The following is a 25,376-nucleotide window of genomic DNA, read 5'->3' on the forward strand; positions in this document are numbered from 1 at the left end:
ATAACCATGGTACATTATAGAATCCACATCATTGCTGTACCGTGTACCATCACAATGTTCACAAGTCATTTCTATATCTTGAAGAAGCTGTATATCCATAGAAATAGTACCAGTACCTTCACACACAGGACATCTTAACTTACCTGTATTATAAGAAAAATCACCTGCACTATATTGATCACTTAATCTTCCATACAACCTTCTTAAATGATCAAATACACCAGAATAAGTTGCAACAGTACTTCTGACATTATTTCCAATAGGGGACGCATCAATCAAATCAACCTTATTGACCCATGATGCATCCAATTCTTTTACATGATTAGGAAGTGTTTCATGATTTAATGAAGCTTTTATGGCAGGATATAAAGATTCAAGAATCAATGTTGTCTTACCACTTCCTAATACACCAGAAATAGCTACAATCTTATTCAAAGGAATATCAACATCAATATTCTTTAAATTATGAACCTTTGCGCCTCTTATTTCCATATGATCAATCATACAAAATCCTCCACATAATATAAAAAACTAGCTATCTCTAGCTAGTTCATCTTAATTAATGGTGCGGCCGATGAGATTTGAACTCACACAGACGTACGTCCACAAGTCCCTCAAACTTGCGTGTCTACCATTCCACCACGGCCGCAACTTTGTGCAACTCAAATTATACTTGAGTTGCACATAGAATTCAACTATTTTTTAAGAAGATTATAGAGAGACTGAGCGTAGATAGCAGCTGCAGTTAATAAATCATCTAATGAAATTAATTCATTTTCTTCATGCATATGATGGTTTTTACCAGGAAATTCACAACCAAAAGCAACACAGTTAGGCATTTCTTTTGCATAAGTTCCACCACCGATAGTCTGAGGACCATGTTCATGATCATTTGTGAACTGTACATATGATTCATGAAGCTTCTGAACTAATTCACTGTTAGGATCTACATATAATGCAGGACCAATATCATGTTCTTCACTCAAGCCATACTTATTAACAGCTTCATCTACATTCTTAACAAGTTCATCATTGTCTGAGTCATGAGGAAGACGTAAATCAAGAGTTAATGAACCTTCATTATTTTCATAATTTAAGATACCAAGGTTAACAGTTAAAGCACCCATTTCACCAGTAAATGCGACATTGAACTTTTCACCTAAATAATCATTATATAAATATTCATCAACGAATTTTGCGTAGCTATTATCAGTCACACTTGCAATATAATGACATAAGTTACTTGCAGCATTATTACCTAACTGAGGCTGAGATGCATGGGCACTCTTACCTTTTAAGAATAAGTGTGTGTTACCATCTACAACTTCTAAAGAACCCTTGAAGTTATTTTCTTTTAAGAATGCATTATATGATTCTTCATAGTCAGTACCCTTTAATACAGCTTTAGCCTGATCTGGTACGATATTCACTACACGTCCTGAATGAATAGAAATTACCTTATCATCATCTGTTTTACCCTTGATGATGAAATGACAGTTACCTTTTTCACCATATACTACAGGGAAATCAGCATCTGGAGTAAATCCCATCTTTGGATATGGACGATGCTGGAAATAGTAATGCATACAGCGAGAACCATTTTCTTCATTACATCCAAAGATGATACGAACTTTCATCTTCTTTTCAAAATCAAGTTCATTCACAATCTTAGCAGCATAATAAGCGGCAATTAAAGGTCCCTTATCATCAGCAACACCACGACCATAGAGTGTATCTCCATCAAGAGTCATATCATATTCTGGATAATTCCATTCCTGACCTTCAGTAGGTACAACATCTAAGTGTCCAAGAATACCAAAACATTCTTCTCCCTCACCAATATCAATAGAACCAGCATATCCATCACAATCATCAGTAACAAATCCATCTCTTTGACCAATAGAAAGCATTAAATCAAGCGCTTTACGGTTGTTTTCACCAAATGGCTGATTTTCTTTTGCAGTAGATTTATCAAGAGTTGAAGGGATTAGACATAAGTCCTTTAAATCTTTCAGCATTTCATCTTTATGCTTTAATACTTCTTCTTTAAAATCAATCATTTTATTCACCTCAGTGACTATTATATACAATTTCTGTAGTATTTGAAACACACATACTGCACCTTTTTGTAACGTTCTTTCAAGAGTTGTGCTAATATAGTAAAAAGGGGGCAAAAGAATATGGAGAATAAGGACATACAATTTCATATTACAGTTAAAGGTATTGTGATTTATGAAGGTAAGACATTAATCTTAAAACGTGTCAGACCTTCATCAGATGGACTTGGTTATTGGGAATTACCAGGTGGGGGATTAGAATATGGGGAAGATCCTCACCAGGCGTTAGTAAGAGAATTAAAGGAAGAAACAGGACTAGATATTGAAATCATTAAGCCGGTTTATACATTTACGGCTATTAGACCACACTATCAGACAGTGGGTATTGGTTTCTTGTGTATTCCTACAAATGATCAGGTTAAGATTTCATTTGAGCATACAGATTATAAGTTTGTGGATGAAGATGAATTAGAGAAGACACTTGATCCACATATCTTTAATGATATTAAGAAAACAATCGAAGAATATAACCAAATAAGAGAATACGAAGAACTAAAAAGAGAAGCGAACTAACGCTTCTCTTATTTTATATAGATCTTTTCAACTTCACAGATATACATTGTATGGAAATCTTTATTAGGATAGTTCTTATCCACAAGTGTTTCATCTAAGAAACATTCAGGCTTGATAGTATCTTCATAGAGTTTCTTTCCCACAACGACAATGTCTGCCTCTTCAAATGTAGGGAGATTTTCAATAAATGTAGGTGTTAAATCAGTCTTCGCAATCTTATCTCCATCACGTCCAGACTCTCTACCAAGTATTGTTAAATCTTTCATATGTTCTCCATTAAAGAATGAAAGAGTCATCTGATCATTAGAATCTATAAATTCCTTTGTATAACGCTGTGGTCTTACAAAACAAGTCATCACTGGCTTATTCCATAATGTACCCATCTCGCCCCATGAAATAGTCATAGTATTAAATGCGTCTTTATTACCTGCACTAAGTAGTGCCCATTCCTTATTCAATTTATTGAATATTTTTAAATCAAATGTATTTACATCTACTTCTTTAAACATAGTCATTACCTCCGTTTTTATATTATAAAATTATGCCACTATTTAATCAAATTTGTGCTTGTCAAACAATAGGTTATTTGATAAACTACAACTGTATTATACGACTGACGGAAGTGGAATTAACCACATGGAGTATAATTTCTTGAAGAGCCGACCGTCTGGGCAACGTCCTGGACTTAGTAGGCTCTTTTTTTGTTTTTTTAAAAAAATGGAAGCATGCAGGTACCGGATTAGTATATAATTGTTTTGAAAGAAAATAACCTGAAAGAGAGGAAAAACAAAAAATGTTAACAGACGTAGAAATTGCACAGAGTACAGTCATGGAACCAATTAAAAATGTGGCTGAAAAGATTGGACTGACTGAAGATGATTTAGAATTATATGGTAAATATAAAGCAAAAATCTCTTTAGAAACTATCAAGAAAGTTGAAAATAATCCAGATGGTAAATTAATTCTTGTGACTGCAATCAACCCAACACCTGCAGGTGAAGGTAAGACAACTACAATGATTGGTTTATCACAGGCATTACATCAGTTAGGTAAGAAATCTATTGTTGCAATGCGTGAACCAAGTTTAGGTCCTTGCTTTGGTATTAAAGGTGGTGCAGCTGGTGGAGGATATGCCCAGGTTGTTCCTATGGAAGATATCAACCTTCATTTCACAGGTGATATTCATGCCATCACTTCAGCAAATAACTTGATTGCGGCAATGCTTGATAACTCTATTCAGCAGGGTAACCCTTTGAACATTGATACTAGACAGATTGTATGGAAGAGAGTTGTTGACTTAAACGATCGTGCTTTAAGACATATTGTTGTTGGTTTAGGTGGTAAACCAAATGGTGTTCCTCGTGAAGATGGTTTTGATATTAGTGTGGCAAGTGAAGTCATGGGTATCTTATGTTTATCTACTTCTCTTGAAGATTTAAAGTCAAGAGCTGCAAGAATGATTGTTGCTTATAATTATGATGGTGAACCAGTCACTGTTGATGATATTCATGCAACTGGTGCTGTAACTTTATTATTAAAGGATGCTATCAAGCCTAACCTTGTACAGACTTTAGATCATACTCCAGTATTTGTACATGGTGGTCCATTCGCCAATATCGCTCATGGATGTAACTCAGTTATGGCTACAAAGCTTGCTATGAAACTTGGTGATTATGCTATTACTGAAGCAGGGTTTGGTGCTGATTTAGGCGCTGAAAAGTTCTTAGATATCAAGTGTCGTCAGGCTGGTTTAAATCCAGATGCAGTTGTCATTGTTGCGACTGTTCGTGCATTAAAGATGCATGGTGGTGTCAATAAGAAAGAATTAGGTACTGAAAACCTTGAAGCATTAAAGAAGGGTATTGGTAACTTAACTAAACATATTGAAAATATCAAGAAGTTTGGTTTACCTTGTATCGTTGCTATTAACGCTTTCCCTACAGATACAGAAGCTGAATTAAAGCTATTAGATGATATGTGTAAGGAATTAAATGTTGAAGTATCTATTTCTGAAGTATGGGCTAAGGGTGGCGAAGGAGGTATTGATCTTGCTAACAAGCTATTAAATATCCTTGATACTAAAGAATCTCATTATGCACCGATCTATTCATTAGATATGCCTATTGATGAAAAGATCAAGACAATCGCTAAAGAAATCTATGGTGCAGATGATGTTGTCTTCACTAAGAAGGTAGCTAACAAAATCAAGAAGTTCACTGCTCAGGGCTTAGGTGATTTACCAATCTGTGTTGCGAAAACTCAGTATTCTTTATCAGATGATGCGACTTTACTTGGACGTCCTGAAGGATTCAAGGTAACAATCAATGACTTGATTCCAAATACTGGTTCTGGATTCTTAGTTGCTATTTCTGGAAATATTATGCGTATGCCAGGTTTACCAAAAGTACCAGCTGCCAATAATATGGACATTGATGAAGACGGTAAGATTACTGGTTTATTCTAATAATTGAGGTCAAGTTTAGGTGAAAGGCCTCTGAGCACCTAGATCATGAAAGTCATAATGAAAATAATGGAGGACTGAAATGAAAGCTGCAGTAATTATGGGTTCTGCCTCTGATGAAGCAAAGGTAGAAAAAGGAATTGCTATATTAAAAGAATATGGCGTAGATGTTGAAGTACGTGCTTTATCTGCACACCGTGCACATCGTGCATTGAGTGAATTTGTAGAAGAATGCAACAACAATGGAACAGATGTTATCTTAACAGCTGCTGGTATGGCTGCTGCCTTACCTGGTGTCGTTGCTTCTATGACAGTGTTACCAGTTATTGGTATTCCAATTAAAGGTGCAAGTTTAGATGGAATGGATGCCTTATTATCAATTGTCCAGATGCCTTCTGGTATCCCAGTTGCAACAGTTGCAATTGATGGTGCTAAGAATGCTGCTTGGTTAGCACTTGAAATCATGGCAATCAAATATCCAGAATTAAGTGAAAAATTAAAGAACAACCGTCAGGCTATGGAAAAAGCCTGCTTAGATACAAATAACGAAATTTCAGAAAAATATAGATAAGAGGAGAAAACAACAATGGAAAAGAAAGAATTAATGTACGAAGGAAAAGCTAAGGAAATTTTTGCAACTGATAACGAAGATGTTATCTTAATGCATTATAAAGATGATGCAACTGCAGGTAATGGTGTAAAACATGATCAGTTTGCTGGTAAGGGTGTATTAAACCACACTATTTCAGGTATTATCTTTGATATGTTAGAAGAAGCAGGTATCAAGACTCATATGATTGAAAAGTTAAATGATACTGATGATTTAGTTAAGAAAGTAGAAATCTTCCCACTAGAAGTTATTGTACGTAATATTACAACAGGTTCTTTCTGTAAGAGACTTGGTGCTAAGGAAGGTGTTGTTTTAGCAGAACCAATTTTTGAAATTAGTTATAAGAATGATGAATATGGTGATCCATTAATCAATGAAGACCATGCTGTTGCTTTAGGTCTTTGCACTAGAGATGAATATAACACTATCAAATCTGAAACATTAAAGATCAACGAATTACTTAAGGCTTTCTTCTTAAGATTAAACTTAAAGCTAGTAGATTTCAAAATCGAATTTGGTAAGACAAAAGAAGGCGAAATCGTATTAGCGGATGAAATCTCACCAGATTCTTGCCGTTTATGGGATGTAGATACTAACAAGAAGTATGACAAAGACGTATTCAGACAGGATATCGGTGATTTAATTGAAACTTATAAAGCAGTTCTTGCAAGAATGGAAAAATAATAGATAAAAGGATGAAGAAACATGGATTATAAAAAAGCTGGAGTAGACATTGAAGCAGGTTATAAGTCAGTAGAATTAATGAAGAAGCATGTTAAGGCTACTATGAGACCAGAAGTACTTGGTGGTATTGGTGGTTTTGCTGGTGCTTTTGATTTAAGCAAGATCAAGGATATGGAAGAACCAGTTCTTTTATCTGGTACTGATGGCTGTGGTACAAAGGTAAAACTTGCTTTTGTAATGGATAAACACGATACAATTGGTATTGATGCAGTCGCAATGTGTGTGAATGATATTGCTTGTTCAGGTGGAGAACCTCTATTCTTCCTTGATTACATTGCATGTGGTAAGAATTATCCTGAAAAGATTGCGACTATCGTTAAGGGTGTTGCTGAAGGATGTATTCAGTCTGAATGTGCCCTTGTTGGTGGTGAAACTGCAGAACATCCAGGTTTAATGCCTGTTGATGATTATGATTTAGCTGGTTTTGCAGTAGGTGTTGTAGATAAGAAAGATATTATTGATGGTTCTACAATCAAGCCTGGTGATGCTTTAGTTGGTATTGCATCTACTGGTGTACATAGTAATGGATTCTCTTTAGTACGTAGTGTATTTGAAATGACTAAAGAATCTTTAGATACTTATTATGATGAATTAGGTACTACTTTAGGTGAAGCATTAATTGCTCCTACTAAGATTTATGTAAAAGCATTAAAGAGCGTAAAGAATGCTGGTATCAAGGTTAAAGGATGCAGCCATATTACTGGTGGAGGATTCTATGAAAACCTTCCTAGAATGTTACCTGATGGTGTAAAGGCTGTTGTTAAGAAGGATAGCTATAAAGTGCCTCCTATCTTTGGCTTAATTGCAAAAGCAGGAAACGTTGAAGAAAAGATGATGTATAACACATTCAACATGGGATTAGGTATGGTTCTTGCTGTTGATCCTGCAGATGTTGAAAAGACTATCGAAGCAATTAATGCTGCTGGCTATGAAAGCTATGAAGTAGGTTATATTGCTGAAGGTGAAAAGGGAGCAGAATTATGCTAAACATAGCTGTATGCGTATCTGGTGGTGGAACTGATCTTCAGTCCATCATCGATGCGTGTGAAGCCGGAAAAATCAATGGACAGATCCGTCTGGTTATTTCTAACCGTAAGAAGGCTTACGGTTTAGAAAGAGCCCGTCTTCATGGTATTCAGGCAGAATGGATCAAGGATGAAGATGAGATCTTAAAGAGATTTGAAGAAGAAAAGATTGATGTTGTTGTATTAGCAGGTTATCTTGCTATTGTTGGAGATAAGCTGATTGAACAATATAAGAATCGTATTATTAATATTCATCCCTCACTTATTCCATCTTTCTGTGGTCCTGGATTCTATGGAATGCATGTCCATGAGGCGGTGTTTAAAAGAGGTGTGAAGGTGTCAGGTGCAACTGTTCATTTCGTTACTGGAGAAGTGGATGGTGGGCCAATCATCTTACAAAGAGCGGTTGATATTTCAGACTTAGAGACTCCTGAAGACATTCAGGCACGTGTCTTAGAAATCGAACATGAAATCTTACCAGAAGCTGTTGCTTTATATTGTGAAGGACGTGTTTCTGTAGAAAATGAAAGGGTGAAGATCAGTTGAAAAGAGCGTTAGTATCAGTTACAAATAAAGAAGGTATTGTTGAATTTGCGAAAGGTCTTGAAGAATTAGGATTTGAAGTTGTTTCTACTGGTGGAACATATAAGAAACTATTAGAAGCAGGTGTAAAAGCTATTGAAATCGATGATGTAACAGGTTTCCCTGAAATTCTTGATGGAAGAGTTAAGACACTTCATCCAAAAGTACATGGTGGTATTCTATTTAGAAGAGATGTAGAAGAACATGTCAAGACTGTAGAAGAAATGGGTATTACACCTATTGATCTTGTTTGTTGTAATCTCTATGAGTTTGAAAAAGCGCTTAAGGCTGGTAAGCCAATGGCTGAAATGATTGAAAACATTGATATCGGTGGACCTTCAATGATCCGTTCTGCTGCTAAGAACTTCAAGGATGTATTGATTGTTACTGATCCAAAAGATTATGATGCTGTATTAGAAGCTATTAGAGAAGATAAGACTGATTTTGAATTCAGAATGAATCTTGCTTATAAGGCTTATAGCTTAACAGGCAGCTATGATGCAATGATTTCTCGTTATTTCGCTGATCAGGTCCATGATGAATTCCCTGATATCTTAAATATTTCATTAAAGAAGACAGATCATTTACGTTATGGTGAAAACTCTCAACAGAGTGCAAATGCCTACGTTGATCCATATGTTCAGCATTCTTTATTAGATTATGAACAGTTACATGGTAAAGAAATTTCTTTCAATAACGTGAATGATTTATATGGTGCAGTTGCCTGCGTAAGAGAATTTGGTGATCAGTTAGTGACTGTTGCAATTAAGCATTCAACACCTTGTGGAGTGGCTATTGGTAAGACTGGTTATGAATCTTATAAGCGTGCTTATGAAGGAGATCCAACTTCTATCTTTGGTGGAATCATCGCTGTGAACTATAAGATTGATAAGGAAACTGCTTTAGAAATGAAGAAGACTTTCTTAGAAATCATTGCAGCACCTGATTTTGATGATGATGCTTTAGAAGTATTAGAAAAGAAGAAGAACTTACGTTTATTAAAGCTTAAGAATCTTGATGCACGTGATGCTAAGTATGATATTAAGTATCTTGAAGGTAAAGCACTTGTTCAGGAATTAAATACTAAGCTTATTGATGAAATGAAAGTAGTGACTAAAAAGCAGCCAACAGAAGCTGAATTATCTGATATGGAATTTGGTTTAAAGGTTGTTAAATATGTTAAGTCTAATGCAATTGTATTAGTGAAAGATGGATGTACTTTAGCTGTTGGTGGAGGACAGACTTCACGTATCTGGGCATTAGAAAATGCAATTCATAATAATCCTGATAAGGATTTCCATGGTGCTGTATTAGCAAGTGATGCATTCTTCCCATTTAGTGATTGTGCACAGGTGGCCGATGAAGCAGGTATTAAGGCTATTGTACAGCCTGGTGGATCAGTTCGTGATCAGGAATCTATTGATTATTGTGATGAACATGATATGACAATGGTATTCAGTGGTTATAGACATTTTAGACACTAAGGAGGCGTTCTATGAAGGTTCTTGTTATTGGTAGTGGTGGAAGAGAACATGCAATTGCCTGGAAATTAAAACAGAGTAAACATGTTACTGAATTATATGCTATTCCTGGTAATCCTGGTATGGATGCTGTATGTATTCCAGGTAGTGTAGAAGATATGCCTTTTATCTTAAAGACTGTTGAAGAAAAGGGTATTGATTTAACTGTTATTGGTCCTGAAGTACCATTATGTATGGGACTTGCTGACTATTTAGAAGAAAGAGGACACAAAGTATTTGGTCCTAGAAAAGAATCAGCTATTCTTGAAGGTTCTAAAGCCTTCTCTAAGGATTTCATGAAAAAGCACAATATTCCTACTGCAAAGTATGAAGAAGTGACTGATTATGAATCAGCTGTTAAAGCATTAGATGCTTTTGATCTTCCTGTTGTTGTTAAGGCTGATGGTCTTGCAGCAGGTAAGGGCGTAGTCATCTGTGAAACAAAGCAGCAGGCTAAAGAAGAACTTAAAGTGATGCTTGATGGCAGTGCTTTTGGTGAAGCTGGTAAGAAGGTTGTTTTAGAAGAATTCTTAACTGGTTTTGAATGTTCTCTATTATGTTTTGTAGACCATGATACGATCGTACCTATGGTATCTGCAAAAGACCATAAACAGATTTATGATAATAATGAAGGTCCAAATACTGGTGGTATGGGTACTGTATCACCTAACCCATTTTTACCTGAAGGTATGGAAGGGACTTTCAAAGAAAAGATTCTTGATCCATTCATGAAAGGCTTACATGAAGATCATATGGATTATCGTGGTGTTGTCTTTATTGGATTAATGATCAAGGATCAGGATGTAAAGGTATTAGAATTCAATGTTCGTTTTGGTGATCCTGAAACTCAGGTTATCTTAATGAGACTTGAAAGTGATTTATATGAAGTGATGTATGGATGTGCTACAAATACATTAAAAGATGTAGATGTTAAGTGGAAAGATGAACAGGCAACATGTGTTGTTCTTGCAAGTGGAGGCTATCCTGGATCTTATGAAAAGGGTAAAGTCATTACTGGTTTAGATCATCTTCCAGAAGATATCGTTGTCTTCCATGCAGGTACTAAACGTAATGAAAACAATGAAATCGTCACAAATGGTGGACGTGTATTAAATGTTTGTGCATTAGGACATGATCTTGAAGAAACAAGAAAGAAAGTCTATGATGCAATTGAAAACATTCATTTTGATGGCATGTATATGCGTAAAGATATTGGCTTACATTAGGAGGATAACATGGCTAAAGTTTATCGCGTTTATGTAGAAAAAAGAAAAGAAAATGCGGTTGAAGCAGACTCTATCAAACATGATTTGATGACAAGACTAGGTTTAACTGACGTTTCTAACTTAACAGTTGTCAACCGTTATGATCTTCAGGGTATTACTGAAGAAGTATTAGAAGAAGGTATTCCTACTATTCTTTCTGAGCCAATGGTAGATGAAGTATATCGTGAAGAATATGCAATTCCAGAAGGAGCTGTAAGTTTTGCGATTGAATATCTTCCAGGACAGTATGATGCTAGAGCAGATGCCTGTGAACAGTGCTTCCAGTTATTAACTGGTGAAAAAGGCGTTAAGGTTAAATGTGCAAAGCTTATTGTAATCGAAGGTATTTCTAGTGATGAATTACCAGCAATTAAACATTATTTAATTAACCCTGTTGATTCTAGAGAAGCGTCTTTAGAAAAACCAGCAGATTTAAATGATGCTGTTGTTGAAATCAAGAAGGTTCCAGTGATCGAAGGATTTATTGGTTTTACTGATGAAGAAGTTGAAGCATTACTTGAAAAGATGAGTCTTGCAATGAACTTCGATGACTTAAAAGTAACTCAGAATTATTTCAGAGATGTAGAAAAGAGAGATCCTACAGAAACTGAAATCAGAGTATTAGATACTTATTGGTCAGATCATTGTCGTCATACTACATTTGCGACAGTTATTACTGATATTGATATCGCAAGTGGTGCATTTAAAGAAATCTTAGAAAAAGATGTAGAAAAATATAAAGCAAGCCGTCATGTTGTTTATGGTGTGGATACAAAGAGACCACTTACTTTAATGGATCTTGCAACTATTTCTATGAAAGAACTTAGAAAACGTGGCTATTTGGATGATATGGAAGTATCTGAAGAAATCAATGCCTGCTCAGTTCGTTTAAAGGTTCATACAACTGATGGTGATGAAGATTGGTTATTAATGTTCAAGAATGAAACACATAACCATCCAACTGAAATTGAACCATTTGGTGGTGCTGCTACATGTTTAGGTGGTGCAATCCGTGACCCATTATCAGGTCGTGCTTATGTTTACCAGTCAATGCGTATTACTGGTGCAGGTGATCCTCGTCAGAAATTAGAAGATACACTTCCTGGTAAATTACCACAGAGAAAGATCTGTGAAGAAGCAGCTCATGGTTTCTCTTCTTACGGTAACCAGATTGGTTTAACAACTGGTTTTGTACATGAAGTATATGATCAGGGTTATGTTGCTAAGAGAATGGAATTAGGTGCTGTAGTTGCAGCTGCACCAGAAGAACAGGTTAAGAGATTAATTCCTGAAAATGGACAGATTGTCTTATTAATTGGTGGACGTACTGGTCGTGATGGTATTGGTGGTGCCACTGGTTCTTCTAAGAAACATGAATTAAAGACAACTGAAACTGCTGGTGCTGAAGTACAGAAAGGTAACCCAGTTGAAGAAAGAAAGATTCAGAGATTATTTAGAAATAAAGAATTCTCTAAGAAGATTGTAAGATGTAATGACTTTGGTGCTGGAGGTGTCAGCGTTGCAGTTGGTGAATTAGCACCTGGTCTTGATATCAACTTAGATGCAGTGTTAAAGAAATATGAAGGTTTAAATGGTACTGAACTTGCAATTAGTGAATCACAGGAACGTATGGCTATTGTCATCAATGAATGTGATAAAGACTTCTGTATCCAGGCTGCTCATGATGAAAACCTTGAAGTTGTACAGGTGGCAACAGTTACAGATAAGAACCGTTTAACTATGAAATATATGGGAGATACTATTGTAGATATCTCTAGAGACTTCTTAGATGAAGCAGGAGCTAAGCGTTATCAGGATATCCATGTAGAATTACCTGATTTTGATAAAGCACCATTCAATCCAGAAGCAAAAGAAAACTTTACTGAAACAACTAAAGAAGTATTATCACGTTTATCTACAGCTTCTCAGAAGGGCCTAGTAGAACGTTTTGACTCTTCTATCGGTAATAGTACTGTTCTTTCACCATTTGGTGGTAAGACTTATCGTACAGAAACTGAAGGTATGGCTGCATTAATTCCAGTATTAGGAAAAGAAACAACTACATGTTCATTAATGAGTTATGGTTATAGCCCACTTATTTCTGAATGGTCACCATATCATGGTGCAATCAATGCAGTTGTAGAATCTGTCGCAAAGATCATCGCAATGGGTGGTACATGGCATACAATCCGTTTCTCATTCCAGGAATTCTTTGAAAAGCTATTAAATGATCCTAAGAGATGGGGTAAACCATTTAGTGCATTACTTGGTGCTTATCGTGCTCAGGAAGAATTATTATTACCTTCAATTGGTGGTAAGGATTCTATGTCAGGTTCATTTGAAGACTTAGATGTTCCTCCAACTTTAGTATCATTCGCAATTACTGGTGGAGATGTACATAAAGTCATCACTCCTGAATTAAAAGAAGCAGGACATGTATTAGTCGAATTCATGCTTCCAAAGGATGAATTCCATGTATTTGACTTTGAAGCTTTAAGAAAACAGTTTGATGCTGTAGAAGCATTGATTCAGTCTGGTAAGGCTTATTCAGCTTATACAGTTAAAGACGGTGGTTTAGTTGAAGCTGTTTATAAGATGGCATTTGGTAATGAAATTGGTGTCACATTTGATGATGCTTTAACACTTAATGACTTAGTTGAAAAGAACTTTGGACATATCATTGTGGAAGTAGACAACGCAGAAGTTGTTGCAGGATATGAAAATGTTCGTATTATTGCTTCTACAAATGAAGAAAAGGCTGTATCATATAAGGGTGAGAAAGTGACACTTGATGATGCATATGAAATCAACTGTGCGCCATTAGAATCTGTATATCCTACTACAGCAAAAGCACCTACTACAGAAGTACGTACTGGTGACTGCAATGAAAGAGGCAAGATGTTTGCTTCTAAGAAGTATGATGAAGTCAATGTTGTTATTCCTGTATTCCCAGGAACTAACTGTGAATTTGATTCTAAACGTGCATTTGAAAAAGCAGGTGCAAAGGTTCAGCTTGTTCTTATTAGAAATAAGACAGAAGAAGATATTAAGAAGTCTGTTGATGAATTAGAAGAAGCAATCCATAATGCACAGATCATGATGCTACCAGGTGGTTTCTCAGCTGGTGATGAACCTGAAGGTTCAGGTAAGTTCATTGCAACTGTATTACGTAACCCAAGATTAAAGGCTGCAATCGATGATTTATTAGACAATCGTGAAGGCTTAATGATTGGTATCTGTAATGGATTCCAGGCATTAGTAAAACTTGGTTTACTTCCTCATGGACATATTAAGGATATGAGCAAAGATGATCCTACTCTAACATTCAATACAATTGGACGCCACTTATCTCAGATGGTGACTACAAGAGTATCTAGCGTGAAGTCTCCATGGCTTGCTAATGTAGAGTTAGGTGATGAACATATTATCCCTATTTCTCATGGTGAAGGACGTTTCGTTGCACCTAAGGAAGTGCTTGATCAGTTAATTGATAATGGTCAGGTAGCATTCCAGTATGTTGATCCAAATGGAAATGTTACTATGGAATCTCCATATAACCCTAATGGTTCTATGTATGGTATTGAAGGTATCGTTTCTGAAGATGGTAGAGTATTAGGTAAGATGGGTCATTCTGAACGTCAGGGTGAAAACAGAGACCTTAACATCTACGGTGAAATGGATCAGAAGTTATTTGAAGCCGGCGTGAAGTATTTTAAAGGAGAATAACGAATGGATAAATTAGAATTTGAAAGTATGACACTCTGTCCTCTAGATGGACGTTATGGCAAGATTAAAGATCAGTTAGCTGATTATTTCAGTGAATATGCACTTGTTAAGTATAGAGTGTTTGTAGAAATCCAGTGGTTGAAGTTCCAGTTGGATCACCTTCATACAGAAACTTTAGACAGGGTTGATCCTAACAAGGTAGATGATATTCTTGCGATTTCTAAAGATTTCAACTTTGATTCTTTCAAGAGAATTAAAGAAATCGAATCTGTTACAAGACATGATGTTAAGGCAGTAGAATATTTTATTGATGAAAAGCTTAAAGCTTTAGGTTATGAACATTTAGAAAGCTATGTACATATCGGATGTACTTCTGAAGATATCAACAATACATCATATGCATGTATGATTAAACATGGCTTAAAGGATGTTTGGTTACCTGCAGCTAAAGAATTTGCTTCAATGATCAATAAATTAGCAGTTGATCATAAGGATGATGCAATGCTTGCACATACTCATGGACAGCCTGCTACACCTACAACTATTGGTAAAGAATTCAAAGTCTATGCTTATCGTTTCTTTTCTAGTATTGAAAACATTGAAAATATCAAGATTAAAGCAAAATTCAATGGGGCAACTGGTAACTACAGTGCTATCTTAACAGCATTCCCTAACGAAGATTGGCCTACATTAAATAAGGAATTCGTAGAAGACTATTTAGGACTTACATTCAATCCATTAACTACTCAGATTGAATCTCATGACTATACTTGTCATATCTTAGATGGTATCCGTCATTTCAATAATGTATTGGCTGACTTAGATGTAGATATGTGGTTATATATCTCAATGGAATACTTTAAACAGATTCCTGTTAAGGGTGAAGTTGGTTCTTCAACTATGCCTCATAAGGTTAACCCAATCCGTTTTGAAAACTCTGAAGCAAACATTGATTTATCAAATAATCTATGTGTTGCATTATCTAACAAGCTTCCTAAGTCAAGAATGCAGAGAGACTTATCAGACTCTTCAAGTCAGCGTAACTTAGGATTATGCTTCGGATATTCATTACAGGCTATTTCTGAAACAACTGGCGGTTTAGCTAAGTGTGTTGTAAATAAAGAAAAGCTTGCAAAAGACTTAAATGAAAAATGGGAAGTTCTTGCAGAACCTATCCAGACAATGTTAAGAAAATATGGTGTACCAGATGCTTATGATACACTTAAGGCCTTAACTCGTGGTAAGAATATTTCTCAGGAAGATATTCAGGCATTCGCAAAGAGCTTAGAACAGTTAAGTGATGAAGATCGTCAGACTTTATTAGATATGACACCTGCATCATACATTGGTTTAGCATCAGAACTTTGTGATATCGAACTTTAATCATTAAGAGACAACCTCTATTGGGGTTGTCTTCTTTATTTTTAGAGATGGGTTTGTTATAATGTTACAAAGGCGGTGAGAATTTTGGGAGATACACGATATATATTTGCAGAATGCATCAAACAATTGATGAATCATCAGTCTCTTGATAAGATCACAGTGACTGATATTGTGGAAATGAGCGGTAAGACTAGACAGACATTTTATCGTTATTTTCGTGATAAATATGATCTTGTGAACTGGTATTTTGAAGTATTGGCGGATAAGTCTTTCTTACAGATTGGCAATAGTGAAACTTTAAGAGAAGGGCTTACTAAGAAATTTGAATTCATTTATCATGATAGAGTATTCTTTAAAGAAGCATTTAAATCTAAAGATTATAATAATGTAGAAAACTATGATTATAACTGTATTCTCACTTTCTATCAGAATATTATTAAGAGAAAACTAGGTAATAATATCCCATCAGATATAGAATTTTTATTAGAAATGTATTGTCATGGGTCTATTACTATGACTGTAGACTGGGCAACAGAAGGATATAAGCTGAAACCTGAAGAATTAGCTGATATGCTGATAGAAGCATTACCACCAAAGTTAGATGAACTATTAAGAGATCTGAAGTAAGGTCTCTTTTTTGCTGTATAAAAGAATATTCATTCAATATATTAACTTTTTATGATTTTTTTTGTATGGTTGAAATAAAAGAGTTATAATATGGTTAGTCTTGAAAAGGGTTATATGAGTAATCTATAAGAAGGGTAGACAATTATGTATAAACATTTTTACGCTTATAATGGACAGAAGAAATACATATGAAGGGACACTCTGATCTTTTTGATATACTTATAGTGTATCGACAGGGATTATTTATTTTTAATAGATATTCTATGCATTTTTGCATTATAAAAAATTGAAAAGACTTCTTTTTGGGACAAATCGAATAAGGAGAAAACGATTATGAACAAGAAATTAATGACTATGTTAGTCGCTTGTGCTTTATCAGTAACAACATTATCTACTACAGCAGTATTTGCAGAAGATGTAGTAGTAACTGGAGAAACTCCAGCTGTTACTGAAACTACAACTACACCTACACCTGCACCTGAAACTACACCTGCACCTGCAGCTTATGAACCAGAAATCACTTTACTTACCCTAAATCTAAATGGACAGGAGATAGTGATATTGTCTTTGAAGTAGATGCTAAAGGTGGAACAGTTTCCAATGGTGAAATGTATGTTTATGATGCAAATGGTTATGGCGAACCTTTAGAAGTTCAATCTGAAATAGAAGTAAATGAAGAAGGTAAAGGTAAGATTACATTTACTAAAGATGCATTAATGAATGCGAAAACTTTGTATTGGGATGATGATGATGATGTTGGACATCAGATTGCAGTAGATTGGACAATGTATTCTGAAATTGAATTTGTATTTGCATTCGAATTAAACGGTCAGGATAAATATAAGTCTATGTATGTAGAAACTTCAGTAAAGGCTCCAGCACCAACTGTAACTCCTACTACACCAGCTAAGCCTACTACACCTACAAAACCTGCAGAAAATAAAGGTACAACTACAATTACACCTAATGCACCTGTAGCAAAAGATGACAAGAAAACAAATACTACAACTACTACAAAGAAAGAAGCACCAAAGACTGGTGATACTATGAATGCTGCATTATATGCTTCATTATTATTAGTAAGTGCTTTAGCAGCAGTTGTATTAACTACAAAAAAGAGAATCACTGAATAATCTGTCAATTAAAGTAAGCGTAAGTAAAATTGAATATTGTGGGAAAGAAAAGACAATTGAGAAATGAAAATCAGTTGTCTTTTTTTGTAAATTTATTCACAAAGTGACAAATCCACTTATCTGTCACTTGAATGATAACACTTACAATGTTAACATGAAGTCAGAAAAGTTAATTAAAAGGAGATCGATAATCATGTATAAGTTCATGTTAAATGAAACAAGTTATCATGGAGCAGGTGCTATTAAAGCTGTTCCTGAAGAAATTAAAGCAAGAGGATTTAAGAAAGTATTTGTTGCTTCTGACCCTGATTTAGTAAAGTTTGGTGTTACTAAGAAAGTAACTGATTTATTAGATGAAGCTGGTATTGAATATGTTCTTTACAGCAACATTAAACCAAACCCAACTATTGAAAACGTACAGACTGGTGTAGCTGCATTTAAAGAAGCAGGCGCTGACTGTATCGTAGCTATCGGTGGTGGATCTTCAATGGATACATCTAAAGCAATCGGTATCATCATTACAAACCCTGAATTTGCTGATGTACGTTCATTAGAAGGTGTTGCACCAACTAAGAATCCTTGTGCTCCAATCATCGCTGTTCCTACTACTGCAGGTACTGCTGCTGAAGTTACAATCAACTATGTAATTACTGATGTTGAAAAGAAACGTAAATTCGTATGTGTAGATAATCATGACATTCCAGTAGTTGCTGTTGTTGACCCAGAAATGATGTCTTCAATGCCAAAAGGATTAACTGCTGCTACAGGTATGGATGCTTTAACTCATGCTATCGAAGGTTATATTACTAAAGGTGCTTGGGAACTTTCAGATATGTTCCATATTAAAGCTATCGAAATCATCGCTCGTTCATTAAGAGGTGCTGTTGAAAACACTGCTGAAGGACGTGAAGGTATGGCTTTAGGTCAGTATGTTGCTGGTATGGGATTCTCTAACGTAGGTTTAGGTGTTGACCATTCTATGGCTCATACATTAAGTGCTTACTATGATATGCCTCATGGTAAAGCTTGTGCAATCTTACTTCCAACAACTATGGAATACAATGCTGAATATACTGGTGAAAAGTATAAAGACATCGCTAAGGCAATGGGTGTTGAAGGTGTTGATGGTATGACTCAGGAAGAATACCGTAAAGCTGCTGTAGATGCTGTTAAGAAGTTAGGTGAAGATGTTGGTATCGAAATGACTCTTAAGGGTGTTGTTAAGGAAGAAGATATTCCTCAGTTAGCTAAGGATGCATATGCTGATGCTTGCCGTCCAGGTAACCCAAGAGATACTTCAGTTGAAGATATTGAAGCATTATATAGATCATTACTTAAATAATAATCGTTCATCGGGAGGAACATTTGTTCCTCCTTTTTGTTTTTTATTGATGTTTCTTATAAAAAATGTATAATAGAATTGTGCTTTTGTATATAGCACTCAATATAGTTATTAAAGGAGTATGATAGTGTCGTGGACTCGAGTCAGATAATGATGGTTGTTATTTTTATTATATTGATAGGATTGTCAGGCTTATTTTCTAGTGCAGAAACTGCATTTATGTCTGTTTCTAAGATTAGAGTAAAAACTGTAAGTGAGGATGAAGAGGATCCTCATCATGCAAAAGCTTTAATTGTGTCTCAGCTTCTAGAGGATACAGATCATTTATTAAGTACAATTCTAGTAGGCAATAACCTTGTCAACATTTTAGCTTCTTCATTAACTACATCTTTTGTAATTAGTGTATTTGGTAATGAAGGAACAGGTGTTGCGGTTGCAACAGGGTTTGTTACGTTAATGATTCTTATTTTTGGTGAAATTACACCAAAGACTTTAGCTGTAAGTAAAGCAGAAGCATTATGTTATAGATTCTGTCGCTTTATTCAATTTATAAATTTTATATTTACACCAGTTGTTGTTATCTTAACTGCAGTGTCTCATGGCTTAATTCATATATTAGGTGGTAATATTGATCCACAACCTACGCTTTCTGAAGAAGACTTAAAAACAATTGTAAACGTGTCTCATGAAGAAGGTGTATTAGAAGATGAAGAAAAAGAAATGATGCATAATATCTTTGATTTTGGTGATACTGATATTAAAGAAATCATGACACCACGTATTCACGTGGCTACAGTTGATTATGATGCGACTTATGATGAAGTTGTTGCTGTATTACAGGAATCACAGTATTCTCGTTTACCTGTTCTTTCAGAAGAAGGTGATGAGATTGTTGGTGTATTACATATCAAGGATATCTTAATGAAGCCTGTTGATCATGAACATTTCCAGGTAAAGGATTATATGCGAGATGCTTATTTCGTTTATGAATTTAATCATATTTCAGATGTTTTTGCTTCTATGCGTAAGGAGCATGTCTCTTTATCAGTTGTATTAGATGAATATGGTGTTATGGCTGGTATTGTGACATTAGAAGATATTGTTGAAGAAATCGTTGGTGAAATCGATGATGAATATGATGACAATAGTGAAGAAGTAAAGAAAATCTCTAAGAATGTCTATTTAGTAGACGGCAGTTTAAACATAGATGAAGTCAATGACCGTTGTGGTACAGAATTCGCTTCTGAAGAATTTGAATCTATTGGTGGTCTTGTCTTAGGTCAAGTGAATGGTTCACCAAACCCTCATCAGAAGGTTTATGTAGATGACTGTATGTTTATTATTGAAAAGATTGATAAAAACAGAATTGAATTATTAAGACTTATTATTCCAGAAGAGGAAAGTCAAAAAGAAAATGAAGAAAAACACGATTAAAGTGTTTTTTCTTTTGGAGGTGAGCAGTCATGAAAGATATATATAATAAAGCAATGGCTATATATGATGACTATCGTTATTATGTACCAAGCTTCTCTAGCGCTGCTTTATCATTTTATCTTATCATCCTGCTGATCCCTACTATGACTATTATTGCAGTTGTAACATCTTCTTTGCATATAAGTGTAGATATTCTAGAGATGGGTATTAAGGAGTTTATACAGCCAGCTTATGCAGAGATGTTGATTGATACATTAAAGGGCAGTTCTTTAAATACAGTCTCTGTATTAGTGTTTATTTGGTCTTTTTATGCTGTGTCTAGAGGTGTAGGAAATATCTATGATATTTCTAAGAAGATGTTTGCGTTAGAAGAAAGAAGTGAATCAGTGATTGCCTGGTATGTCTATGTCTTTAAGGTGACAATGCTGTTACTTGGTATATTATTGATTTCTATTGTATTACTTGCAACAGGACCTATATCTAAAGCATTTCATTTTTTATATGGCATTGCATTTATGCGCTTTGTCCTATTATTTCTTATTATGGTCCTATTTTTTATGGCTATCTATATGATAGTCCCAAGAGAACGTATCACATATCATGAAGCTCTTCAGGGAGCCTTTATAACTTCTGGTGGGATAGTGATTTTATATATTGCATTAAACTATTATTTTAAATATGCAGATTTTACATCTTTATATGGACCACTTACCTCAATCTGTGTTATCTTATTTGTATTTGATTGGGCAAGTGAGATTTTCTATGTAGGAATGTATTTAACTCATATTGCATACTTGAGGAGGAACAACGCAAAATGGCAAGAGAAGATTTTGGAAAGAGTAAACCAAGAAGAAAAAGCTTTAACAAAGACAGAAAACCTAGAAAGGATAGCCGCAAAGGCTTCAACAAGGGGTCTGACAAAGGCTATAAGAAAGAAAATAGAGGGCCAAGAAAAGACTTTGACAGAAAGCCAAGAAGAGATTTTGACAGAAAACCAAGAAAAGATTTCGACAAGAAGCCAAGAAGAAATTTTGACAAAAAACCAAGAGAAGACTTCGATAAGAAACCAGCAAGAGAATTTGATTCAAAACCAAGAAGATTTTCATCAAAACCAAGAAAAGAAAGAGAAGAAATAAATATCAAGAAGCTTGGTATTAATGGTGAAGGTATTGGTTATATTAAGAAGAAGGTTATCTTTGTACAGAATGCTTTACCATTAGAAATGGTTGAAGTAGAAATCGATAAGAAGACACAGACTTATATGTTAGGTCATGTGACTGCATACAAGAAGCCTTCATCAGCAAGAAAGGATCCTGAATGTGATCAGTACAATCAGTGTATGGGATGTGCTTTAAAGCATATGAATTATGCTGATCAATTAGTTCATAAACGTGAATTATTAAAAGAAACACTTCATAAATATACAGATTTATCTGTAAAAGACTTGGATATCAAGCCTGTTGTAGGAATGAAAGAGCCAGAACATTATCGTCATATCGTTGCTTTCCCAATTACTTACTTCAGTGGAAAGTTATGTGTGGGCGTTTACCAGCGTGAAACAAAGTTCCTTACTTTAATGGATCATTGTCCTCTTCAGACACAGAAGATCAATTCTTTACTAGTAAAGATTGAAGATATTCTTAATGCAAATAACTGTCGTGATTATAATGATAAGTTCAAGAAGGGCTTAAGATTCTTAATTGTTAGACAGATTGGTGAAGAAATGCAGGTAGCATTCGTTACTGGACAGGATGGTATCAGCCAGACTGTAACTAAAGAAATCGCTGCATTGGATGAAGTGACTGCATTATATTATACAGTAAATACATCTCGTTATCAGGATTTCTATGAACAGGGATTCAAGAGAATCTATGGTCAGACACATGCACAGTATAAGGATTTCAAGATTTCAGTACGTTCTGATATGATCCTTAACCCAGAAATGGATGATGAAAAGACAAGACAGATTGCTTCTTTATTAGATAAGAAGGAAGAAGTATTGTCTATGGGTTGTGGTTCAGGAATTATGGAATTACAGCTTGAAAACAAAGTTGTCGCAATTGATGACAATAAGGTAAGCATCCATGATGCCACTGAAAACGCAAAGAGATTAGAATTAGACAATAAGTTATTTGTTGCAGGTCATGTCAATGATCAGGCAGCACATCATTTAAAGAATCATAGATATGATGCATTAATCATCAATGAAACTGTTGATGGTATGACTGAAGATTTATTGAAGTCTATTACTTTATCAGGTATTAAACATTTAATTATTGTATCTGATAACATGAGTACTCTCGCTAAAACATTACATCAGTTAGAAGAAATGTATGATGTGAATACTATTATCTCTTTAGATAAAGAACCTCATACACCTCGCTTAGAAATTATTGTAGATTTAAAGCGTAAGTAATATGGAAATTGTATTAAGTATTATTTGTATTGTACTATTGGTTGTTGTTATTTATCTTCTCTATACAACACAGATGAAACTTCATGAGAAGATGGTTCAGACAGAAGCGAATAGTTCATCTCTTGATAGACAATATAATTCTATTATTACGATGTTAAATGATGCGAGTACATCACTGGGTAGATCAGATACAAAAATAAATCAGATGATCAATGATATGCATGATATTAATGTAATTATGACCAATACAAAAAAGAGAGGGACATTTGGAGAATATCAGCTCTATCATATCCTATCTCTTTATTGTGGTGATAATTCACATATCTTTGAATCACAATATCATTTAAGTAATGGAAAAATAGGGGATGCAGCTTTACATTTACCAGGTAATACTAAAGTACTCATTATTGATTCTAAGTTTCCTATGGAGAACTATTTAAAGATAGTAGATAATCCTAAGGATGCTAGTTATCACAATGAATTCAAGAAGAATGTAAAGAAGCATATAGATGATATTTCTAATAAATATATTTCCGAGGAAACATTGGAAGAGGCAGTAATGTTTATTCCAAGTGAAGCCATCTATCTTTATTTATGTGATGAATGTGCTGATTTATATGATTATGCACATAATAAGAAGGTCTTAATGACATCTCCTTCTACACTTATGGGGGTTGTCTTTACACTTATTAATATTACTAAGGACTTTAATCGTTCTGAGAATATTAAAGAAATAGAACAACGTATTATTAAACTTAAAGAAGATACGAATCGTTTAGATGAACGTTATGACAGAGTCATGAAGAACTTAGGTACTCTTGAAAAGAGCCTTAAGGATCTCGCAATATCTAAAGATAAGATCAGTAAAACAATCAATCAAGCCTATGATGGTGCAATAGAAGAGGAGTAATCCTCTTCTTTTTTTACGTAAAAAAGGAGGGGAAATAAACCCCTCCAGTCTAATTTACAGAATCACTTTTATTCATGCTTTCAAGATATGTAAATATATCTTTCGCATTATCACTATAATCACAACTTAGAACAGCCAACGACATCAATAAGAATAGATCACTATAATTACTTAGTTCTAAGTCTATACCAATCGCATTCTCATCTCTTACTCCCACTAATTCCTGCTGCTCATGCGCAAAACCACGATCCACTGCCTGTGAAACAAGCAATTCGTAGCTTCCTTCATAATAACTAGAAACAAAATCATTGAAATCCTTACCAACAATCTCTATTACATTTTCAATTGTCTCATCAGATTCTTCTGCAAGTGTATTGATAAACTGTTCTAACATCACAACAACATACTCAATTACACTATCCGCATTCGCAGTCTCTTCGTTATATATGACATACATGCCTTTGTCATCATAGTAAGATGTAAATAAATGTTTCATTAATCTTCTTTACCTAATGTTGCAACCATAACAGCTTTAATTGTATGAAGTCTATTTTCTGCTTCATCAAATACAACAGAGTTCTTGCTTCTGAATACTTCATCATCCACTTCACGAACATCTAATCCCTGTTCATGTTTTATTCTTGCTGTTTCTGTTTCGAAATCATGGTAAGATGGTAAACAATGCATAAATAATGTATTGTCATTATGTGTCTTACTCATTAATTCTTTGGTTACTTTAAATGGACTTAATAATTCCACTCTTGGCTTATACAATGATTCATCTTCACCCATTGAAACCCAGATATCAGTATAGATAACATCAGCACCATCAACTGCATCTGTATCATCAGTAATAGTCAAACTTCCACCAGACTTTTTACATTCTTCCTGACAATAAGCCACAACTTCTGGATCCATTTCTAATGATTTAGGACCTAAACATACAAAATGCATTCCCACCTTACATGCACCATACATTAATCCATAACAAACATTATTTCTAATATCACCAGTAAAGACAAACTTAATTTCGTTTAAAGGCTTATCTAGATGTTCCTGAATAGTAAGGAAATCAGCTAAGGTCTGAGTAGGGTGGTCAACATCTGTTAAACCATTCCATACAGGTACTCCTGAATACTTAGCTAATGCTTCAACGTTTTCCTGCTTAAATCCTCTAAATTCGATTCCGTCAAACATTCTACCTAGTACTTTTGCTGTATCTTCAATTGACTCCTTCTTTCCCATCTGTGACTGAGTCAAGAAAGTAGCATGTCCTCCTTCATCAAGAACACCTACTTCAAAAGCACATCTTGTACGTGTAGATGTCTTTTCGAATAATAAGGCAATATTCTTACCTTCAAGTGAATGACCAATCTTTCCTGCTTTCTTCTTAGCCTTTAGCTTTTTAGCTAAGTCTAGAAGATAGTAGATTTCTTCTTTAGTATAATCCTTAAGTGTTAAAAAACTTCTCCCGTGTAAATCCATAACTATACTTCCTTTCTACTTATATTTCTTTACCTACTACTTTACCAATTTCTCTTAATTCTTCAATAAGTTTTGTATATTTT

The 25,376-nt window shown here is 34.8% G+C and carries 22 protein-coding genes, 1 tRNA gene, 1 pseudogene and 1 riboswitch; of the genes and pseudogenes, 18 read left to right on the forward strand and 6 right to left on the reverse strand.

Features of this window, described 5'->3' with window-relative positions; translation table 11 throughout:
* From QVO42_RS01865 to pepV, 3 genes and pseudogenes are all read right to left on the reverse strand, one after another.
* Window positions 1–504: pseudogene (locus tag QVO42_RS01865) on the reverse strand (excinuclease ABC subunit UvrA); the annotation flags it as partial.
* Window positions 505–563: 59 nt separating this feature from the next.
* Window positions 564–649 (reverse strand) — tRNA-Leu (locus QVO42_RS01870).
* 46 nt (window positions 650–695) lie between these two features.
* Complete coding sequence (pepV, locus tag QVO42_RS01875) at window positions 696–2,060, reverse strand: dipeptidase PepV (RefSeq protein WP_022424495.1); 1,365 nt, start codon at window positions 2,058–2,060, stop codon at window positions 696–698.
* Between the two features lie 120 nt (window positions 2,061–2,180).
* Here pepV and QVO42_RS01880 point away from each other — a divergent pair, with 120 nt between their 5' ends.
* Window positions 2,181–2,630 (forward strand): NUDIX hydrolase, encoded by a 450-nt coding sequence (locus QVO42_RS01880; protein WP_022424496.1) that lies wholly within the window; start codon window positions 2,181–2,183, stop codon window positions 2,628–2,630.
* An 8-nt stretch (window positions 2,631–2,638) separates the two neighbouring features.
* Here QVO42_RS01880 and QVO42_RS01885 read toward each other — a convergent pair whose 3' ends face one another.
* Window positions 2,639–3,139 carry a flavin reductase gene (locus tag QVO42_RS01885; protein WP_022424497.1) on the reverse strand — a complete coding sequence of 167 codons (501 nt, stop codon included), beginning with the start codon at window positions 3,137–3,139 and terminating at the stop codon, window positions 2,639–2,641.
* Window positions 3,140–3,229: 90 nt separating this feature from the next.
* Window positions 3,230–3,310: riboswitch (ZMP/ZTP riboswitch) on the forward strand.
* Between the two features lie 113 nt (window positions 3,311–3,423).
* On the opposite strand from QVO42_RS01885, the gene QVO42_RS01890 reads away from it, so the two are divergent.
* From QVO42_RS01890 to QVO42_RS01970, 17 genes are all read left to right on the forward strand, one after another.
* On the forward strand, window positions 3,424–5,094 hold the full coding sequence (locus QVO42_RS01890; protein ID WP_022424498.1) for a formate--tetrahydrofolate ligase: 1,671 nt from the start codon (window positions 3,424–3,426) through the stop codon (window positions 5,092–5,094).
* 79 nt (window positions 5,095–5,173) lie between these two features.
* The gene (gene purE / locus QVO42_RS01895) at window positions 5,174–5,662 is read left to right on the forward strand and encodes a 5-(carboxyamino)imidazole ribonucleotide mutase (RefSeq protein WP_006506993.1); all 489 of its coding nucleotides are present in this window, start codon (window positions 5,174–5,176) and stop codon (window positions 5,660–5,662) included.
* A 15-nt stretch (window positions 5,663–5,677) separates the two neighbouring features.
* Complete coding sequence (purC, locus tag QVO42_RS01900; protein WP_006506992.1) at window positions 5,678–6,385, forward strand: phosphoribosylaminoimidazolesuccinocarboxamide synthase; 708 nt, start codon at window positions 5,678–5,680, stop codon at window positions 6,383–6,385.
* Between the two features lie 21 nt (window positions 6,386–6,406).
* Window positions 6,407–7,432: a phosphoribosylformylglycinamidine cyclo-ligase gene (gene purM / locus QVO42_RS01905; protein ID WP_022424499.1), complete on the forward strand. Its 1,026-nt coding sequence runs from the start codon at window positions 6,407–6,409 to the stop codon at window positions 7,430–7,432.
* Entirely contained in the window at window positions 7,426–8,016 is a 591-nt protein-coding gene (gene purN / locus QVO42_RS01910; RefSeq protein WP_022424500.1) for a phosphoribosylglycinamide formyltransferase, read from the forward strand. Before purM ends, purN begins: the two co-directional genes overlap by 7 nt.
* Window positions 8,013–9,536 carry a bifunctional phosphoribosylaminoimidazolecarboxamide formyltransferase/IMP cyclohydrolase gene (gene purH, locus QVO42_RS01915; RefSeq protein ID WP_022424501.1) on the forward strand — a complete coding sequence of 508 codons (1,524 nt, stop codon included), beginning with the start codon at window positions 8,013–8,015 and terminating at the stop codon, window positions 9,534–9,536. The genes purN and purH overlap by 4 nt, the downstream gene beginning before the upstream one ends.
* 11 nt (window positions 9,537–9,547) lie before the next feature.
* On the forward strand, window positions 9,548–10,798 hold the full coding sequence (gene purD / locus QVO42_RS01920) for a phosphoribosylamine--glycine ligase (protein ID WP_022424502.1): 1,251 nt from the start codon (window positions 9,548–9,550) through the stop codon (window positions 10,796–10,798).
* Window positions 10,799–10,807: 9 nt separating this feature from the next.
* Window positions 10,808–14,563 carry a phosphoribosylformylglycinamidine synthase gene (locus tag QVO42_RS01925; RefSeq protein WP_022424503.1) on the forward strand — a complete coding sequence of 1,252 codons (3,756 nt, stop codon included), beginning with the start codon at window positions 10,808–10,810 and terminating at the stop codon, window positions 14,561–14,563.
* Window positions 14,564–14,566: 3 nt separating this feature from the next.
* The gene (gene purB / locus QVO42_RS01930; RefSeq protein ID WP_022424504.1) at window positions 14,567–15,946 is read left to right on the forward strand and encodes an adenylosuccinate lyase; all 1,380 of its coding nucleotides are present in this window, start codon (window positions 14,567–14,569) and stop codon (window positions 15,944–15,946) included.
* A gap of 84 nt (window positions 15,947–16,030) precedes the next feature.
* Window positions 16,031–16,573: a TetR/AcrR family transcriptional regulator C-terminal domain-containing protein gene (locus QVO42_RS01935; protein WP_022424505.1), complete on the forward strand. Its 543-nt coding sequence runs from the start codon at window positions 16,031–16,033 to the stop codon at window positions 16,571–16,573.
* Between the two features lie 333 nt (window positions 16,574–16,906).
* Window positions 16,907–17,149: a hypothetical protein gene (locus QVO42_RS01940; RefSeq protein WP_022424506.1), complete on the forward strand. Its 243-nt coding sequence runs from the start codon at window positions 16,907–16,909 to the stop codon at window positions 17,147–17,149.
* A 32-nt stretch (window positions 17,150–17,181) separates the two neighbouring features.
* Window positions 17,182–17,706 carry an LPXTG cell wall anchor domain-containing protein gene (locus QVO42_RS01945; RefSeq protein WP_022424507.1) on the forward strand — a complete coding sequence of 175 codons (525 nt, stop codon included), beginning with the start codon at window positions 17,182–17,184 and terminating at the stop codon, window positions 17,704–17,706.
* A 193-nt stretch (window positions 17,707–17,899) separates the two neighbouring features.
* Window positions 17,900–19,048, forward strand: coding sequence for a lactaldehyde reductase (fucO, locus tag QVO42_RS01950; protein WP_022424508.1), 1,149 nt, complete (start codon window positions 17,900–17,902; stop codon window positions 19,046–19,048).
* Window positions 19,049–19,198: 150 nt separating this feature from the next.
* Window positions 19,199–20,482, forward strand: a complete 1,284-nt coding sequence (locus tag QVO42_RS01955; RefSeq protein ID WP_022424509.1) for an HlyC/CorC family transporter — start codon at window positions 19,199–19,201, stop codon at window positions 20,480–20,482.
* Between the two features lie 29 nt (window positions 20,483–20,511).
* Window positions 20,512–21,618 carry a YihY/virulence factor BrkB family protein gene (locus QVO42_RS01960; RefSeq protein WP_288163578.1) on the forward strand — a complete coding sequence of 369 codons (1,107 nt, stop codon included), beginning with the start codon at window positions 20,512–20,514 and terminating at the stop codon, window positions 21,616–21,618.
* Window positions 21,619–21,635: 17 nt separating this feature from the next.
* Complete coding sequence (gene rlmD, locus QVO42_RS01965) at window positions 21,636–22,898, forward strand: 23S rRNA (uracil(1939)-C(5))-methyltransferase RlmD (protein ID WP_287514827.1); 1,263 nt, start codon at window positions 21,636–21,638, stop codon at window positions 22,896–22,898.
* A 1-nt stretch (window position 22,899) separates the two neighbouring features.
* Window positions 22,900–23,808, forward strand: coding sequence for a DNA recombination protein RmuC (locus QVO42_RS01970; RefSeq protein WP_022424511.1), 909 nt, complete (start codon window positions 22,900–22,902; stop codon window positions 23,806–23,808).
* A gap of 49 nt (window positions 23,809–23,857) precedes the next feature.
* On the opposite strand, the gene QVO42_RS01975 is transcribed toward QVO42_RS01970, so the two are convergent.
* Together QVO42_RS01975 and argF are read right to left on the reverse strand one after the other, a co-directional pair.
* Entirely contained in the window at window positions 23,858–24,304 is a 447-nt protein-coding gene (locus tag QVO42_RS01975; RefSeq protein WP_022424512.1) for a hypothetical protein, read from the reverse strand.
* Window positions 24,304–25,293: an ornithine carbamoyltransferase gene (gene argF / locus QVO42_RS01980; protein ID WP_022424513.1), complete on the reverse strand. Its 990-nt coding sequence runs from the start codon at window positions 25,291–25,293 to the stop codon at window positions 24,304–24,306. The genes QVO42_RS01975 and argF overlap by 1 nt, the downstream gene beginning before the upstream one ends.
* Between the last annotated feature and the right edge of the window lie 83 nt (window positions 25,294–25,376).

The organism is Catenibacterium sp. CAG:290 (assembly GCF_000437715.1).
Taxonomy (GTDB): domain Bacteria; phylum Bacillota_I; class Bacilli_A; order Erysipelotrichales; family Coprobacillaceae; genus Catenibacterium; species Catenibacterium mitsuoka_A.

Bases quoted from the DNA above. Each gene is read 5' to 3' on its own strand.
- pepV (WP_022424495.1), bottom strand. From the start codon at position 2,060: ATGATTGATTTTAAAGAAGAAGTATTAAAGCATAAAGATGAAATGCTG.
- QVO42_RS01880 (WP_022424496.1), top strand. From the start codon at position 2,181: ATGGAGAATAAGGACATACAATTTCATATTACAGTTAAAGGTATTGTG.
- QVO42_RS01885 (WP_022424497.1), bottom strand. From the start codon at position 3,139: ATGTTTAAAGAAGTAGATGTAAATACATTTGATTTAAAAATATTCAAT.
- QVO42_RS01890 (WP_022424498.1), top strand. From the start codon at position 3,424: ATGTTAACAGACGTAGAAATTGCACAGAGTACAGTCATGGAACCAATT.
- purE (WP_006506993.1), top strand. From the start codon at position 5,174: ATGAAAGCTGCAGTAATTATGGGTTCTGCCTCTGATGAAGCAAAGGTA.
- purC (WP_006506992.1), top strand. From the start codon at position 5,678: ATGGAAAAGAAAGAATTAATGTACGAAGGAAAAGCTAAGGAAATTTTT.
- purM (WP_022424499.1), top strand. From the start codon at position 6,407: ATGGATTATAAAAAAGCTGGAGTAGACATTGAAGCAGGTTATAAGTCA.
- purN (WP_022424500.1), top strand. From the start codon at position 7,426: ATGCTAAACATAGCTGTATGCGTATCTGGTGGTGGAACTGATCTTCAG.
- purD (WP_022424502.1), top strand. From the start codon at position 9,548: ATGAAGGTTCTTGTTATTGGTAGTGGTGGAAGAGAACATGCAATTGCC.
- QVO42_RS01925 (WP_022424503.1), top strand. From the start codon at position 10,808: ATGGCTAAAGTTTATCGCGTTTATGTAGAAAAAAGAAAAGAAAATGCG.
- purB (WP_022424504.1), top strand. From the start codon at position 14,567: ATGGATAAATTAGAATTTGAAAGTATGACACTCTGTCCTCTAGATGGA.
- QVO42_RS01940 (WP_022424506.1), top strand. From the start codon at position 16,907: ATGAACAAGAAATTAATGACTATGTTAGTCGCTTGTGCTTTATCAGTA.
- QVO42_RS01945 (WP_022424507.1), top strand. From the start codon at position 17,182: ATGTATGTTTATGATGCAAATGGTTATGGCGAACCTTTAGAAGTTCAA.
- fucO (WP_022424508.1), top strand. From the start codon at position 17,900: ATGTATAAGTTCATGTTAAATGAAACAAGTTATCATGGAGCAGGTGCT.
- QVO42_RS01955 (WP_022424509.1), top strand. From the start codon at position 19,199: ATGATGGTTGTTATTTTTATTATATTGATAGGATTGTCAGGCTTATTT.
- QVO42_RS01960 (WP_288163578.1), top strand. From the start codon at position 20,512: ATGAAAGATATATATAATAAAGCAATGGCTATATATGATGACTATCGT.
- QVO42_RS01970 (WP_022424511.1), top strand. From the start codon at position 22,900: ATGGAAATTGTATTAAGTATTATTTGTATTGTACTATTGGTTGTTGTT.
- QVO42_RS01975 (WP_022424512.1), bottom strand. From the start codon at position 24,304: ATGAAACATTTATTTACATCTTACTATGATGACAAAGGCATGTATGTC.
- argF (WP_022424513.1), bottom strand. From the start codon at position 25,293: ATGGATTTACACGGGAGAAGTTTTTTAACACTTAAGGATTATACTAAA.